The sequence below is a fragment of the Variovorax sp. GW821-FHT09B01 genome, from assembly GCF_059418345.1.
On sequence record NZ_JBWKPQ010000008.1, the window covers coordinates 134,770 to 149,703 of the forward strand.

General features: G+C 72.3%; 14 protein-coding genes. 4 read left to right on the plus strand and 10 right to left on the minus strand.

Annotation, left to right across the window (positions count from 1 at the left end; genetic code table 11):
- Positions 1-50 precede the first annotated feature (50 nt).
- The 3 genes from AC07RV_RS22735 to AC07RV_RS22745 form a co-directional block, all read right to left on the minus strand.
- Positions 51-1,040 carry a Bug family tripartite tricarboxylate transporter substrate binding protein gene (locus AC07RV_RS22735; protein WP_296780956.1) on the minus strand — a complete coding sequence of 330 codons (990 nt, stop codon included), beginning with the start codon at positions 1,038-1,040 and terminating at the stop codon, positions 51-53.
- Positions 1,041-1,052: 12 nt separating this feature from the next.
- Entirely contained in the window at positions 1,053-2,132 is a 1,080-nt protein-coding gene (add, locus tag AC07RV_RS22740) for an adenosine deaminase (protein ID WP_296780958.1), read from the minus strand.
- Positions 2,133-2,203: 71 nt separating this feature from the next.
- Positions 2,204-3,154: a LysR family transcriptional regulator gene (locus AC07RV_RS22745; RefSeq protein WP_093355531.1), complete on the minus strand. Its 951-nt coding sequence runs from the start codon at positions 3,152-3,154 to the stop codon at positions 2,204-2,206.
- 157 nt (positions 3,155-3,311) lie between these two features.
- On the opposite strand from AC07RV_RS22745, the gene AC07RV_RS22750 reads away from it, so the two are divergent.
- Positions 3,312-4,190, plus strand: coding sequence for a TorF family putative porin (locus AC07RV_RS22750; RefSeq protein ID WP_296780962.1), 879 nt, complete (start codon positions 3,312-3,314; stop codon positions 4,188-4,190).
- Between the two features lie 24 nt (positions 4,191-4,214).
- On the opposite strand, the gene AC07RV_RS22755 is transcribed toward AC07RV_RS22750, so the two are convergent.
- A complete protein-coding gene (locus AC07RV_RS22755) occupies positions 4,215-5,222 on the minus strand; it encodes a Bug family tripartite tricarboxylate transporter substrate binding protein (RefSeq protein ID WP_093355536.1) in 1,008 nt (335 codons plus the stop codon).
- 119 nt (positions 5,223-5,341) lie between these two features.
- Between AC07RV_RS22755 and AC07RV_RS22760 the strand changes: the two genes are divergently transcribed.
- The 3 genes from AC07RV_RS22760 to AC07RV_RS22770 all read left to right on the plus strand — a co-directional run bounded on the left by AC07RV_RS22760 (position 5,342) and on the right by AC07RV_RS22770 (position 8,395).
- Positions 5,342-7,009 carry an MBL fold metallo-hydrolase gene (locus AC07RV_RS22760; protein ID WP_296780966.1) on the plus strand — a complete coding sequence of 556 codons (1,668 nt, stop codon included), beginning with the start codon at positions 5,342-5,344 and terminating at the stop codon, positions 7,007-7,009.
- The gene (locus AC07RV_RS22765; protein ID WP_296780968.1) at positions 7,006-7,722 is read left to right on the plus strand and encodes an RNA pseudouridine synthase; all 717 of its coding nucleotides are present in this window, start codon (positions 7,006-7,008) and stop codon (positions 7,720-7,722) included. The genes AC07RV_RS22760 and AC07RV_RS22765 overlap by 4 nt, the downstream gene beginning before the upstream one ends.
- An 88-nt stretch (positions 7,723-7,810) precedes the next feature.
- Positions 7,811-8,395, plus strand: coding sequence for a hypothetical protein (locus tag AC07RV_RS22770; protein WP_296780971.1), 585 nt, complete (start codon positions 7,811-7,813; stop codon positions 8,393-8,395).
- 16 nt (positions 8,396-8,411) lie between these two features.
- Here AC07RV_RS22770 and AC07RV_RS22775 read toward each other — a convergent pair whose 3' ends face one another.
- The 6 genes from AC07RV_RS22775 to AC07RV_RS22800 are packed head-to-tail and all read right to left on the minus strand — an operon-like array spanning position 8,412 to position 14,907.
- Positions 8,412-9,623: a multidrug effflux MFS transporter gene (locus AC07RV_RS22775; RefSeq protein WP_296780973.1), complete on the minus strand. Its 1,212-nt coding sequence runs from the start codon at positions 9,621-9,623 to the stop codon at positions 8,412-8,414.
- Entirely contained in the window at positions 9,620-11,107 is a 1,488-nt protein-coding gene (locus AC07RV_RS22780; RefSeq protein ID WP_296780976.1) for an efflux transporter outer membrane subunit, read from the minus strand. The genes AC07RV_RS22775 and AC07RV_RS22780 overlap by 4 nt, the downstream gene beginning before the upstream one ends.
- Positions 11,107-12,084, minus strand: a complete 978-nt coding sequence (locus AC07RV_RS22785; RefSeq protein WP_296780980.1) for an efflux RND transporter periplasmic adaptor subunit — start codon at positions 12,082-12,084, stop codon at positions 11,107-11,109. Before AC07RV_RS22785 ends, AC07RV_RS22780 begins: the two co-directional genes overlap by 1 nt.
- 7 nt (positions 12,085-12,091) lie before the next feature.
- Positions 12,092-12,298 carry a DUF1656 domain-containing protein gene (locus tag AC07RV_RS22790; protein WP_057593930.1) on the minus strand — a complete coding sequence of 69 codons (207 nt, stop codon included), beginning with the start codon at positions 12,296-12,298 and terminating at the stop codon, positions 12,092-12,094.
- Positions 12,295-14,469: an FUSC family protein gene (locus AC07RV_RS22795; RefSeq protein WP_296780984.1), complete on the minus strand. Its 2,175-nt coding sequence runs from the start codon at positions 14,467-14,469 to the stop codon at positions 12,295-12,297. Before AC07RV_RS22795 ends, AC07RV_RS22790 begins: the two co-directional genes overlap by 4 nt.
- On the minus strand, positions 14,470-14,907 hold the full coding sequence (locus tag AC07RV_RS22800; protein WP_296781085.1) for a MarR family winged helix-turn-helix transcriptional regulator: 438 nt from the start codon (positions 14,905-14,907) through the stop codon (positions 14,470-14,472).
- Positions 14,908-14,934 lie beyond the last annotated feature (27 nt).

Below are 14,934 nucleotides of genomic sequence, written 5' to 3' on the forward strand. Positions count from 1 at the left end.
CGAGGAGTGCGACAGGTGCCGCGGCATTCTGAAGCACCGCGGCCGCCGCGCTACTCGGCCTTGATGTTCCCCTTCGCGACGATCGCGCCGAACTTCGCATCCTCGCCCTGCAGGAAAGCGGCGAACTCCTTCGGCCCCGCGCCCAGCGGCGTGACGCCGCCCTCCTCGAAATTCCTGCGCACGCCCGGGTTCGCGAGCACCTGCGCCAGCGCGGCATGCAGTTGCGCGACGATCTGCGGCGGCGTTCCCTTGGGCGCGAAGATGCCCTGCCAGACCGACACGTCGGCGCCGCGCCATGCGGGCACGCTGGCCAGCGGCGGCGCTTCGGGCATGGCGGCCGAGGCGCTCTCCGCCATCACGCCGTACACGCGCAGCTTGCCCGCGCGCGCCTGCTGGATGACCATCGACAGCGGCAGCACGGCGAGGTCGAGCTGGTTGCCGCTGAGGTCGCTCACGATCTGCACGCCGGTGCGGTACGGCACATGGACCATGTCGACGCCGCCGCGCTGCTTGAGCAGCTCGCCGCCCAGGTGCAGCGAGGTGCCGACGCCCGAACTCGCATAGCTGTACTTGCCGGGCGCGGCCTTGAGGTCGGCATACAGCGCCTCGCTGGTCTTCGGCTGCAGCGCGGGCTTGCCGACCAGCGCCAGCGGCTGGGCCCCGAGCAGCGTGACGGGCACGAGGTCGGCGAGGCCGTCGTAGCGCACGGTCGAGGGCGTCACCATCTTCGCGATCACGACGGTGCTCTCGACAGACAGCAGCAGGGTGTAGCCATCGGGCCTGGCGCGCACGGCCTTCTCGGTGCCGATGACGCCGCCGGCGCCCGACACGTTCTCGATCACCACCGGCTGCCCGAGCCGCGTGGCGAGCTCGGGCGCGATCCAGCGCGCCATGACGTCGACGTTGCCGCCGGCACCGTAGGGCACGATCAGGGTGATCGGGCGCGCGGGCCAGGCGGGCTCGGCGAGGGCCGTGGTGGCGCAGGCAGCGAAGGCCAGGACGGCGAGCAGTGCGCGGCGGCGTGCGGTGTCGATGTGCATCGTGGGGGTCCTTCAGTCGCGGTTCGTTTCCAGGGGAGCAGCCTGCTCGCGCTCGAGCACGGCGATCTCGCGTTCGAAGTCGGCGCGCAAACTGCGCTTCGCATCGTCGTCGAGCCAGCAGGCGTCGACGCCCGCAAGGCTGAAGGCGCGCGCCTGCTCCCAGCCCCAGCCGCCGCCCTCGAGCACGGTGGCGTAGGTGTGGCTGAGGTCGGTGTGGAACATCGCGGGGTCGTCGGTGTTGAGGCTGACCGGCAGGCCCGCGTCGACCATGCGCTTCACGCTGTCGAGCCGCCGCCGCTGGTTGCGCACCACGCTCGTGATGCCACAGACGCAGAAATGCACGCCGCGGTCGCGCGCGCGCCGCAGGCCGTCGTCGCTGGCGAGCAAGTTGTAGCCATGGTCGAGCCGGTCGCAGCCCAGCAGGTGGATGCAGTCGTCGACGTTCGAAGGCGGCGCCTCCTCGAGCGTCTGGTTGTCCTCGCAGACATGGGCGGTGCGCTGGAGGCCTGCGCGGCCCGCGCGCTCGAACAGGGCCGCGAAGCTGGCGGGCGGGCCCGCGCGCTCGGGGCCGTCGAGGCCCACGCCGACGACTAGGTCGGAGCGCAGGCCGAGGATGTCGTCCATCGCGCGCTCGGCGCTGTCGAGCGGCAGGCCGCGGTCGAAGGAAGCGATCAGCAGGCCCGAGCAGCCGAAGTCCCGCCGCGCGGCGCGCAGGCCGGCCACCAGCCCCTCGACCTGCACGCGGTACGGCACGCCCGTGGGCATGAAGTACTGCGGATTGAAGGACAGCTCGACATGGCGCGCGTTGCTGCTGCGCGCGGCGTCCTCCACGGCCTCGTAGGCCACGCGCTCGAAATCGGCGCTGCTGCGCACCGCCTGCGCCGCGATGCGCAGCACGTCGATGAAGTCGTAGAAGTCGCGGTAGCTGTAGAGCGTGTCGACCGGGCGCGGCAGCGGCAGCTCGTATTGGCGCGCGAGCGCGACCAGCGTGGCCGGGCGCAGGGTGCCGGCCATGTGGAAATGCAGGTCGGTCTTGGGCAGCCGGGCGAGCAGGTCCGGACGGACCGGCGCGGGGGAGGAAGGGGTGGACATGGACGGCGACGATAGCCACGCCCACCGCCCGCGCCCAGCACAGCGCTGTGCAGCAGGTTATGACAGCGCCGTCATGACCTGGGACGGTGCGCGAGCTCGCGCGCGGCCGCCGTCAGCTCGCCGCGCAGCCAGCGCATGGCCTGGTTCTTGTGCGTGCGCTCGTGCCACACGAGGCGGTAGCGGTGCGGCTTGATCTTCGCGGGAAAGGGCACGATCGCGAGCGGGTACTGGCGCGCGAAGTCCTCTGCCAGCAGGCGACCGGTGGTGAAGACCAAGTCGGTGCGCGCGAGGATGGCCGGCGCCATGCCGAGGAACTGGGTGTGCATCGCCGTGTGGACCGACACGCCGAGCTCGGCCAGCTGCGCATCGATGATGGTGCCCTGCCCCGGCACGTGCTCGAGCGAGGACAGGTGCCGCGCGCGCCGGTAGTCGTCGAGCGTCATCGGCGCCCTGGCCAGCGGATGGCCCTCGCGCACCAGGCAGACCATGGGTTCGGTCAGCAGGCTGGCGGCGCGCAGATGCCCGGGCAGCTCGGGCCAGATGGTGATGACCATGTCGACCTCGCCATCGGCGAGCTGGCGGTAGTGCTCGAAGCGCGAGCCCAGGCCGCGGATCACCACGTCGCACTCGGGCGCCTGGCGCGCCACGCGCTCGGCGATGTCGGCGAAGAACTGGCGCGGCAGGAAGTCGTAGGTCGCGATGCGGAAGCTCTGGCGCAGCTCGCGCGGCTCGACCGGCCCGGCCTCGGCGGTCAGCAGCGACATGTCGGCCAGGATGCGCCGCGTGGGCACGGCCAGCGCCTGCGCGCGCTCGGTCAGCACCATGCGGTTGCCCACGCGCACCAGCAGCTCGTCGCCGGTGAGCTGGCGCAGCACCTTGAGGTGGCGGCTCAGCGCGGACTGCGCCACGCCGAGCTTGGCCGCGGCCTGCGACACGCTGGCCTCGCTCAGCAGCACATGGAGCGAGCGCAGCAGCGATTCGTCCAGTCGGCGGTCATGCTCGCCGGTGTCGGGCAGGGACATGGTGTTCGGGTCGAAGAGGGAGGTGGGGGGTTCGCGGGCAAGGGATTCTGCCCGTGCGCCGCATGCGCAATTTTTGCGCCGCGGCCCGAAGTCTTTACACGGCTTTGATACGCCCCCTCCTACGCTGTCGCTCTTCCTTCATCCCCGAGCTCTCTCGATGCAAAGATCGATCCGCGCCGCCTCCTCGGCACTCGCCCTCCCCACCCTGATCGCCGCCGCCTTCGCGCTGCCCGGCGCGGCCTTCGCGCAAGCGGCCGGCGACGCGCCGGCACCGGCCGCCTCGCCGGTCACGGCCAACATCGCGCTGACCACGAACTACAAGTTCCGCGGCCAGGACCAGGACATGCTCGGCAGGAACGACTACGCCAAGACCCGCGGCGTGAAGCCCGCCATCCAGGGCGGCTTCGACTACGCCTTCGGCGACAGCGGCTTCTACGTCGGCAACTGGAACTCCAGCGTCAACTGGCTCCAGGGCAACAGCGTCGAGGTCGACCTGTACGGCGGCTACAAGTTCAAGGCCGGCCCGCTGGACATGGACGTCGGTGCGCTCACCTACATCTACCCGGGCAACTCGGTCGGCAACACCACCGAGCTCTATGGCGCGGCCACCTATGCCAACGAGAGCCTCGGTTCCTTCACCTTGAAGTACTCGCACACGGTGTCGAAGGACTACTTCGGCTTCGCCGGCAACAAGCTGGGCTCGGGCCTCAAGGGCACCAACACGGGCTACCTGAACCTGAGCTACAGCAAGGAGATCCTGCCCAAGGTGACGCTCAAGGCCGCGGTGGGCTACACGGCCCTGTCGAGCGACATCCGCAGGAACACGGCCTACAAGAGCTATGTCGACTACAACGTGGGCGCCAGCTACGACTTCGGCGGCGGGCTCACGCTCGCCGGCTCGGTGCAGGGCGCGAACCAGAAGAACGCATACAACGCCGCGGCCGGCCCGCTGTACGACTTCGGCTTCTACACCGTGCAGCAGGTCTACTCGCCGAACAAGCCGCGCTTCATCCTCACGCTGGCCAAGACGCTCTGACGAAGACGCCGGCGGCCGTCGGCATCAATCGATGCTGATGTTCGCCGCCTTCGCGACCTCCGCCCACTTCACGCGGTTGTCGTGCACCGTCTTGCGGAACTGCGCGGGCGTCTCGATGCGGATGGTGTTGCCCTGGCTCTCGAACTTCTCGCGGATCTCGGGCTGCTCGAGCACCGTCTTCACGGCGGCGTTGAGCTTCTCGACGATGCGCGCGTCGGTGCCCTTGGGCGCGAAGATGCCGAACCAGATCGAGCTGTCGAAGCCTTGGGTACCCGGCAGGCCGCTCGATGCGATGGTGGGCACTTCCTTCACCGCGGCCACCGGCGTGGCGGTGGTCACGCCGAGCAGCCGCACCTTGCCGGCCTTGTAGTGCGGCAGGATGGTCTGGACCTGGTTCATGATGCAGCAGGTCTCGCCGCGCACCACCGAGGTGATGGCCTCGGGGCCGCCCTTGTAGGGCACGTGGACCATGTTGAGCCCGAGCCGCGCATTGAACTCGGCGAAGGCCATGTGGGTGCCGGCGCCGTTGCCGGTGGAGGCGTAGTTGTACTTGCCGGGGTTGGCCTTGACCAGCTCGACGAACTCCTTGAGCGTCTTCACGTTGATGACGTCGGGGTTGATCGTCAGCACGTTCGAGACGTCGAGCACCGGCGCCACCGGCACGAAGTCGGCCTCGACGTCGAAGGGCAGCTTCTTGTAGAGCGCGGCATTGCTGCCATGGGTGGCGGCGGTGCCGAACGAGAGCGTGTAGCCGTCGGGCTTCGCGTGGGCCACGTACTCGCTCGCGATGTTGCCGGCCGCGCCGGAGCGGTAGTCGATGATCACGGGCTTGCCGAGCTGGCGCGTCAGCGGGTCCTGGATGGTGCGGGCCACCACGTCGACGCCGGAGCCGGCGGGAAAACCCATGATCAGCGTTACGGGCTGTTGCGGCCAATCGGCCTGCGCATGCGCCACGGGCGCGATCGACGCGCACAATGCAGCGGCCGTCAGCAGCGCGCGCAGGTGCCGGCTCGGAAAGTGGAAAGGGGGCATGGCTGTGGTCCTCGGTTCGGGCGGTGCAGGCCCCGGATTCTGGCGCGATGCTCATACCTGCTTCGGCATGTGCTTATGCGCGACACACCTGCGGCGCGCCGGCTCTCCATAATCGCCCCATGGTTCGTCCCACACAACTCATTCATCCCCAGCGCGAACCGGTGGCGGTGCGCGCCGCGGCCACCGTGCTGCTTTTGCGCGATACCGCGGCCGGCATCGAGGTGCTGATGACGCGCCGCTCGGCCACCGCCAGCTTCGCGCCCGGCGCCTACGTCTTCCCCGGCGGCCACATCGACGCGGCCGATGAGGTCGCCGCGCGCACGGCCGCGCGCCGCCCCACGCAGAGCCCGCTGCAGGCCACCCAGGCGGTAGCCGCGATCCGCGAATGCTTCGAGGAGCTCGGCGTGCTGCTCGCGCACCATGCCGACGGCCGCCCGGCCGGCGCCGCGGACATCGCCGCGATGGACCGCGACGGCCACGCGGCCGTGCCCTTCGCCGAGCAGTGCGCGGCGCGCGGGCTGGTGCTCGAGGCCGACCGCGTGTTCACCTTCGCGCACTGGATCACCGACCGCGACCTGCCCAAGCGCTTCGACGTGCCCTTCCTGGTGGCGCGCATGCCCGAGGGCCAGGAACCCTCGGCCGACGAGAGCGAGCAGTTCGAGCCGAGCTGGGTGCGCCCGGCCGATGCGCTGGCGCGCCACGCGGCCGGCAGCTTCTTCATGATCTTCCCGACCGTGCGCACGCTGCAGCGCATGGCCTCGTATGCCAGCGTCGACGCGGTGCTCGCGGCTTGCGCGAGCGAGCAGCCGCTGTGGACCAGTTGCCCGCGCGGCGGCTTCGTCAACGGCCGCGACGAGCGCTACATGGAGAACGACCCGCCCTACGGCGAGCTCGCGCTGGTCTGCCCCGACGGCCAGATGCTGCATTCGCTCGACTGGAAAAGCGATGCACCGGTGGCGCTGCTGAAGAACGTGCAGCGCCTGACCGCGCCCAACCCGGGCGCGATGACCGGCCCGGGCACCAACAGCTACATCGTGGGCGACGCGGCCACCGGCCACATCGTGATCGATCCGGGCCCGAACGACCCCGCCCACATCGAGCGGCTGTGGCAGGCCGCCAGGGGCGACATCCGCATGATCGTCTGCACGCATTCGCATGCCGACCATTCGCCGGGCGCGGCGCCGCTGCAGGCGCTGGCCGGGGACGCGAAGCCGCCGATCCTGGGGCTGTCGTCGGCGCCCACGGCGCGCGCGAGCGCGCGCTTCTCGGCCGAGCGCGAGCTGGCCGACGGCGAACGCCTGGTGCTTGCGGGCACCGGTGCCGACGGCCAGCCGCTCACGCACACGCTGCGCGTGGTCCACACGGCGGGCCACGCGGCCAACCACCTGTGCCTGGTGCTCGAGGAGGACGGGCTGCTGTTCTCGGGCGACCACATCCTCAACGGCAGCACCACGGTGGTCGATCCGCCCGACGGCGACATGACGGCCTACCTCGATTCGCTCGACAAGCTCGACGCGAACTGCGAGGCCGGCGGCGTCGAATTCATCCTGCCCGCGCACGGCCACGTGATCGGCTTCGCGCGCACGGCCATCGCCTACCTGAAGGCACACCGCCTCAAGCGCGAGGCCAAGATCGCGGCCGCGATGCAGAAGCTGCCCGAGGGCACGCCCGAGCAATGGCTGCCGCTGGCCTACGACGACGTGCCCGAGCGGCTGTGGCCGGTGGCCGCGCGCTCGCTGGCGGCGCACGTGGCGCGCATCCGGCAGCAGGCGGCCGTCGGCTCATGAGTGCGCAAGACAGGCACGACGCCGAGGGCATCCGCCTCGCCAAGCGCGTGGCCGCGCTCGCGGGCTGCTCGCGCCGCGAGGCCGAGCTGCTGATCGAGAACGGGGCGGTGCGCGTCGACGGCCAGCCGGCACTGCTGCCGCAATCGCGCGTGCAGCCGCACCAGCAGGTGGAGATCGAAGCGGGCGCGCGGCCCGAACCCGTGCTGCCGGTGACGCTGCTGCTGCACAAGCCGGCCGGCCTGCGCACCGAGGAAGCGCACACGCTGCTGGTGGCCACCAACCTCGCGGCGGCGCACGGAACGCCGCGCTTCCTGCCCGCGCATGCGCGCGGCCAGCACTGCATGACGCCGCTGGAGACCGGCGCCAGCGGCCTGGTGGCCTTCACGCAGGAATTCCGCATCGAGCGCAAGCTGCACGAGGACGCTTCCGTCATCGAGCACGAGATCATGGTCGACGTGGCCGGTGCCGTCTCGCCCGAGCAGCTCGCGCGCTTCGAGCGCACGCCGGCGCGCGTGAGCATCGGCCGCCAGACCCCCGAGCAGACCGGGCTGCGCTTCGCGCTCAAGGGCGCGCAGCCGGGCCAGGTCGCGCACCTGTGCGACCGCATGGAGCTGCGCATCCTCGCGATGCGCCGCATCCGCATCGGACGCGTGCCGCTGGCCGGCCTCGCGCCCGGCCAGTGGCGCTACCTCGCGCCGCAGGAACGCTTTTGACGACGAAGGCTTCGCGCGCCCGCACCGCATGTTCGCGGCCTGCTTTTTTCAGCCAGCGGCTTCGCGCCGCCGACAGGAGACTCCAGCCATGAAGCCCGGATCGACATCCGCCGCCGAGACCGTTCCCTTTCCGCGCCGCCTGCCCGCCACGGTGGCGGCCCTGGCCCTCGCCTCGCTCGGCGGCTGCTCGGTGTTCGAGCCGCTGATGCCAGCGCCCCCGCCGCCGCCCGCGCCCGCCCCGCCGCCCATCGTCTCGAGGGACGGCCTGGCGCCGATCACCGAGGACCAGGTCGAGCGCATCCGCGAGCAGATCGCCGCCAAGCCGCCGACCCCGGCCGTGGGCCGCGTGGTGCGCAGCGCCTCGCCGACCATCGAGTCCTTCCTGCGCACCGAGGGCTGCATCACCGCGCGCAACGGCGCGGTGCTCAATCCTTTCGCGGCACCGGGCCGGCTGTTCGACGCCCAGGGCTTCCAGGGCGGCCCGATGGCGCAGATGCAGTACCACGACAAGACCGCCTGCGTGACCGTCAAGCGGATCCAGAACTGGAAGATGGTGTCGCCCAAGCTGCTGCGCTTCGAGGTGGTGTACGTGGGCGACGACGGCGAGGAGCGCGCGGTCAAGCACCACGAGCTGATGCGGCAGCCCAAGGGCGGGTGGTTGTTCGCGAAGTAGCCGAGCGCGGCGCGGCTCAGCCCGCCGCCGCCTTGCGCTGCGAACGCAGCGCGATCGCGAACGACAGCTGCGCCACGATCCCCGCCCCCGCGAGCACGATCGCCGAGGCCAGCGCGGGGTTGCGGTGTCCCATGCCCGCGAGCGCGGTGCACAGCGCGCCCACCGCCATCTGCGTGAAGCCGTAGAGGCCCGAGGCCGAGCCGATGATCTGCGGATTGACGCTGATCGCCTGCGTGAGCGCGGCCGGCGAGGCCATGCCGGCACCGACGGTGAACAGGAACATGGCGGCGACGATCAGCGGCACCGACAGGTGGTCCGTGAGCGCGGCACCCAGCAGCACGAAGGCCGCGGCCACGCTGAGCGCGTTGGAACGGATCATGAGCCGGTCGACGCGCACGCGCGCGATCAGGTGGCTGGTGAGGAAGCTGCCGAGCCACACGCCCGAGACCAGGATCGCGAGGTAGATGCCGGCCTCGTGCGCGGGCCGGTGCAGCTGGTCGACGAAGATGAACGGCGCCGAGGCGATGAAGGCGTACATCGAGGTGGTGGCGCAGCCGCCGCCGATGGAGAAGCCGAGGAAGGCCGGCGAGCGCAGCAGCCGCGCGTAGTTGCGCGCGAGCGCGGGCGCGCTGACGGGCGCGCCGGGCCGGCCGGTTTCGGGCAGCAGGCGCCAGGTGAACAGCAGGCCGACGATGCCGAGCGCGAACAGGCCGTAGAAGATCGAGCGCCAGCCCAGGGCGGTGGCGAGCGCGCCGCCGACCAGCGGCGCGATGCTCGGGCCCACGGTCACCATCAGGTTCATCAGCGCGAGGCGGCGCGTCGCCTCCTGCGGCTCGGCGGTGTCGCGCACGATGCTGCGCCCGAGCACCAGGCCCGCGCAGCCGCCCATGGCCTGGAACAGCCGCGCGGCGATCAGCGCATGCACGTCGGGCGCGAGCGCGGCCGCCAGCCCCGCGACCGTGTAGAGGCCGAGGCCCACGAGCATCACCGGCCGGCGGCCGAAGCGGTCGGCCAGCGGGCCGTACACCAGCTGCCCGACGGCCAGGCCGAAGATGTAGAGGCTCACCGTCATCTGCATCTCGCCGATGCCGGCACCGAGGCCGCGCGCGGCGATCGGCAGCGCGGGCACGAAGATGTGCATGGCCAGCGTGCCGCTGAAGGTGACGAGCGCGAGCAGCCACAGCGGCGCGTGCGCGGCGCGTGGCGCGGGGATGGCGTTCGCGTTCACTGCTTGCGTGCCTCGTTGCCGCTGGCCGCGAGGCGGTCGCCGTCGTCGGTCTCCCAGCCGCCGCCGAGCGCCATGAACAGCACGATCTGGTCGTCCGACAGCTGCGCCTCGCTGGCCGCCAGCGCGGCATCGCTCGCGGCCAGCGCGCGCTCGGCATCGAGCGTGTCGAGGTAGGCGGTGCGGCCGTTGCGGTAGAGCTGGCGCGCCTGCGCGGCGACGGTGGCGCTCTCGTCGCGCGCGGCCTGCAGCGCGGCGCGGCGGTCGAGTTCGCGCGCGTAGTTGCCGAGCGCCGACTCGGTCTCGCGCAGCGCGGTGAGCACGGTGCCGTCGAACTTCGCGAGCGCCGCGCGCGTGCCGGCCTCGGCCTGCGCGATGCGGGCCTGCGCGATGCCGGTGTTGGGCACGGTCCACGAGATCAGCGGGCCGAGGCTCCAGCCGAAGGTGCCCTTGCGCCCGAAGTCCTCGGCCGGCCCGGCCGACGAGGCCGACAGGCCCAGCGTGATCTTCGGATAGAGGTCGGCCGTGGCGACGCCGATGCGCGCGGTGGCCTGGGCCAGGCTGCGCTCGGCCTGGCGGATGTCGGGCCGGCGGCGCAGCAGCGCGGCGCCGTCGCCCACCGGCACGGTGCCGGCCACGCGCGGCGGCACGGCGCAGTCGGCGAGCTCGCGCGGGAAGTCCTGCGGCAGTTCGCCCGTGAGCGTGGCGAGGCGGTAGAGCGCGTTCTGGCGCTCGGCCAGCAGCGGCGGCAGCGCGGCCGTGAGCTGCTGCAGCTGCGCGCGGGCGCGGCCGGTGTCGAGCGCGCCGGCGCGGCCGGCCTCGTGCAGCTTCGCGGTGACGTCGACCGCCTCCTGCTGCAGCCGCACCGACTTCTTCGCGATCGACAGCCGCAGGCCGGTGGAACAGGCCTCGGCATAGGCACGCGCGGTGCCGGCCGCGACGTTCACGCGCACCAGGTCGAGCGCGGCCGCGGCCGACGCGGTGCCGGCCTCGGCCGCCTCGGCGGCGCGACGGATCTGGCCGAACAGGTCGACCTGGTAGGACAGCGACAGGCCGCTGCTGTAGTTGAAGCGGTCCGGCGGTTCGTAGTCCTTCTGCAGCAATTGCAGGCCCGAGATGTGGCCGAACGAGGGCCCGCCGTTCACGCCGATGACGGGGCGCTTGCCGCCGGCCACTTCGGCCTCGATGGCGCGCTCGCGCTCGAGGTTGGCGACCGCCTGGCGCAGGTCGGTGTTGTGCGCGAGCGCCTGCTCCACCAGCCGGTCGAGCCGCGGGTCGCGGTACAGGCGCCACCAGTGCGGCGGCAGCGGCACGGCCTGCAGGCCGGCGGCGGGATCGGCTTCGGCGAAGGGCCGGCCGGCCGCGGGCTGGCTCGCGATGGCCTCGTCGGGCTGGCGGTAGTCGGGGCCGACGCTGCCGCAGGCCGCGAGCGCCGCGGCGGCGGCCAGCGCGGCGATGCGCAGCACGGTACGCGGTGGGTTGGCCATCATCCCTCCTTCCTGGCGCCGGACTTGGCATTGGCGTCGGCATCGGCGGCGGTCTTCTCGCGCTGCGCCTCGGCCTGCTCGAGCACCTGCACCGTCACCGTCTGGCCCGCCACCAGCCGCGCGCCCGCGGGCAGCGGATCGAGCTTCACGCGCACCGGGATGCGCTGCGCGAGCCGCACCCAGTTGAAGGTGGGATTCACGCTCGGCAGCAGGTTGGCGCTGGTCGAGCGGTCGCGGTCGGCGATGCCGGCGGCCACGCTCTCGACGGTGCCGCCGAGCACCGCGCCGCCGCCCATCGGCATGACGTGCACGCGGTCGCCGAGGTGGATGCGCGGCAGCTTGGTTTCCTCGAAGTAGCCCTCGACGTAGAAGGAGCGCGCATCGACCAGCGCGAGCACCGGCCGGCCCGCGGCCGCATAGCTGCCCTGGCGCAGGTCGAGGTTGGTGACCAGGCCGTCGGCCGGCGCGCGCACCTCGGCGCGCTGCAGGTTCAGCCGCGCCGAATCGAGCGCGACCTCGGCCTGCGCGACGGCGGCGCGCGCCTGCTCGACGCGCGCGCGGGTCTGTTCGCGCGCCTCCTGCGAGACCAGCGCCTCGAGCCCCGCGTTGCGCGTGTTCTCGCGCTGGGCCTGCGCGCTCATGGCGCGCTGCGCGGCGAGCGCGGCCTGGGCCTGGCGCACGGCCAGGTCGTAGCGCGCGCGGTCGACCTCGAACAGCAGGGTGCCGGCGGCCACCGACTGGTTGTCCTGCACCGGCACGGCGGTGACCAGGCCCGAGACGTCGGGCGCGATCTGGACCACGTTGGCGCGCACGCGGCCGTCGCGCGTCCAGGGCGCGAGCTCGTAGTGGTCCCAGAGGCGAAAACCCGCCCAGACGGCGGCGGCCACCACGGCCGCGGTGACGAGGATGCGCAGCGCGCCGGCGGGCCAGGTGCGGGCGCCGGCCTTGTTGTTGTCGTTGGAAGTGTTGGCGGTCATGGTGTGGTCATTGCAAGGAGGTCGTGGCGCGGCTCAGCGCATAGAGCAGCAGCAGGTAGAGCGCCATGTCGAACAGGGCCGGGTGCCAGACCCAGCGGTAGAGGCCGGTGGCGGCCAGCAGCCGGCGCACGCCCCACAGGGCGAGCAGCGCGGCACCGGCCAGCAGCATCAGCCAGGGCACGTAGAGGCCGTAGAAACTCGCTTCGCCGATCATCGGGACACTCCTTGCGCGGCAACAGGAACAGGAACTGGAACGACGGAAGCCGCGCGCATCGGCGGCGCCTCCGGAAAGAGATTGCGGCGCAGCCCCACCAGCGCGGTGACGGCCGAACGCGCGTCGGCGCTCAACGTGCTCGCAGCGCCGAGCATCGAGGCCAGCGCCTCGTCGATGCGGGCCAGCAGGCTCGCGGGCCGCGCGGCCACGCGGCCACCGGCGCGCTGGCGGAAGAAGCGCGCGATGTCGCCGAGCAGCGCGCTCGCCGAGGCCAGCGGCAGCTGCGCGCGCACGCGCTGCAGCGCATCGATGTCGGCGCCCATGCGCAGGTCGCGCAGCGCGTCGTCGGCGGCCACGCCCTCGATGCGGCCGCCGGCCTGCGCGATGCGCGGTGCCAGCAGGCCGATGCGGTCGAGCATGCGCACCGCGTAGGCGTCGCCGGGCACGCCACGGCGCTGGGCCGACGGCGACAGGCTCACGGGCGTGGCCGCGGCCGCGCCGGCCATCTCGCCGAGCTCGCGCCAGGTGGCGCGCTGGATGCGGCGCGCGCTCCAGTCGGCGCCCACCGAGCGCACCAGCCGCGTGACGAAGGCCGCGGCCACCACGCCGAAGACCTGGCCCAGCATGCTGTTGATGAAGCTCACGATGTCGGCGGTGGCGGTGTCGTGCATCGCCAGCGTGCCCGAGACGCCGAACAGCAGCGCCATCGCGGCCATGAAATAGGCCGGCCGCGCCATGTACAGGCCCAGTGCCAGGAACACCGGCGCGCAGACCGCGACCAGCATGCCGAAGTCGTGCACCAGCGGCAGCAGCACCAGCACGTAGAGCGCGGAGATCGGGATCGACCACAGCGTCCACTTGAGGAAGCCCTGGATCGCGGGCACCGGGTCGTCCATGGTGGCGAAGAAGCAGCAGAAGACCGCGGCCATCATGGTGGCGGCCGAGCCCATCGACCAGCCGGTGAGGATCCAGAACGCGCCGCACAGGCAGATGGCGAGCACGGCCGCGAGCGCCGACAGCAGCGCCATGCCGCGGTCGAGGTGCAGCACGCGGTTGCCGAGCGCGGCGACCCGGCGCGGCGGCACCGCGCCCTTCAGGCCGTCGTCGATGTCGGCGCGCAGCCGCGCGCAGGCGCGCCAGCCCTCGACCAGTTCCTCGAGCCGGCCCGCGAGCGCGATGCGCAGCGCGCGGCCCCAGGGAGAGATGGAGGCACCGGGTCGCGTGGCGGCGAGCGCGGCAAGGGTCGCGCGCAGGGCCTGCAGGCGCGCATCGTCCGAAGTGCCGGCGCCCTCCTCGCGCAGCCACTGCCCGGTCTGCGCGAGCAACGCGGCCACGTCGGGTGCGATGGTGCCCTCGGCCTGTTCGAGCGCGAGCAGCCGGTCTTCGACCGCCGACAGCGCGGGCGTGAGCGCGGCCACGCGGTCCTGCATGGCGCGGATCGCGCCGGCGGTCCAGCGCAGGTGCGTGGTGTCGAAGGGCACGTGGGTCGACAGGATGCGCAGCTGCGTGATGTCGCCCGCGAGGCGGCGCCGGTCGTCGGCCAGGCGCCTGGGGTCGGCATCGGCGCGGCGCGCGGGCGTGCCCGTGGCGCTGGCGGGCGGCTGCAGCAGGTCGCCGAGCCACTTGCGCGCGTCCTGCAGGGTGCGGTCGAGCAGGCCCAGCACGGTGGGGCCCATGCCGGCCGGCAGCACCAGGCTGTGCAGCAGCGTGGCGCAGAAGATGCCCAGGCCGATCTCCTCGACGCGCGCGACGGCGGTGTCGAACAGCGCCTCGGGCGCCTGCACCGAGGGAAAGCCGATCAGCGCGGCGGTGTAGCCCGCGAGCATGAAGACGTAGGAACGCGGCGTGCGATCGAACAGCGAGATGCACAGGCACAGGCCGACCCACAGCGCGAGCACCAGCGTCAGCAGCTCGGGCGCGTTCGACAGCGCAGGCACCAGCAGCACGGTGGCAGTGCTGCCGATCAGCGTGCCGCAGAAACGGTAGACCGCCTTGGAGCGCACCGCGCCGGCCAGCGGATGGGCGACGACGTAGGTGGTCATCAGGGCCCAGAACGGACGCGGCAGGCCGGCGCGGCTGGCGAGGTACATCGCGAGCATCGCGGCGGCGAAGCTCTTGGTGGAGAAGACGATCTCGGCGCGGCTGAAGCGCGGCAGGCTCAAGACAGGCATCTAGCGTCGCCCCTCGGCCGGTGCGCCGCGGCCCAGCCGTTCCTCGAGCACCGCGAACACGCGCAGGCAGGCCGCGAGGTCCTCGTCGGACACGCCATCGAACAGCGCGGCGCGCATCAGGCTCAGCGCGGCCTCGATGGGTTCGCAGGCGGCCTCGCCCGCGGGCGTGAGATGCAGCGTCTTGGCGCGGCGGTCGGCCGGGTCCTCGCGGCGCTCGACATAGCCGGCCTCGACGAGCTGGTCGAGCGAGCGCACCAGCGATGGCCCCTCGATGCCCAGCGCCTCGGCCAGCACGCCCTGGCGCACGCCCTGCTCCATGCGGCCGATCATCACCACCGGCCAGGCCAGGGTCTGCGACAGGCCCACGTGCGCGACCGCCTTGTCGGCCGCGGCGCGGTAGCCGCGCTGCAGGGTCGAGAACTGCATGCCGAGCTTCATCAGCGCGGCTTCGCGCGCTTCCTTTTT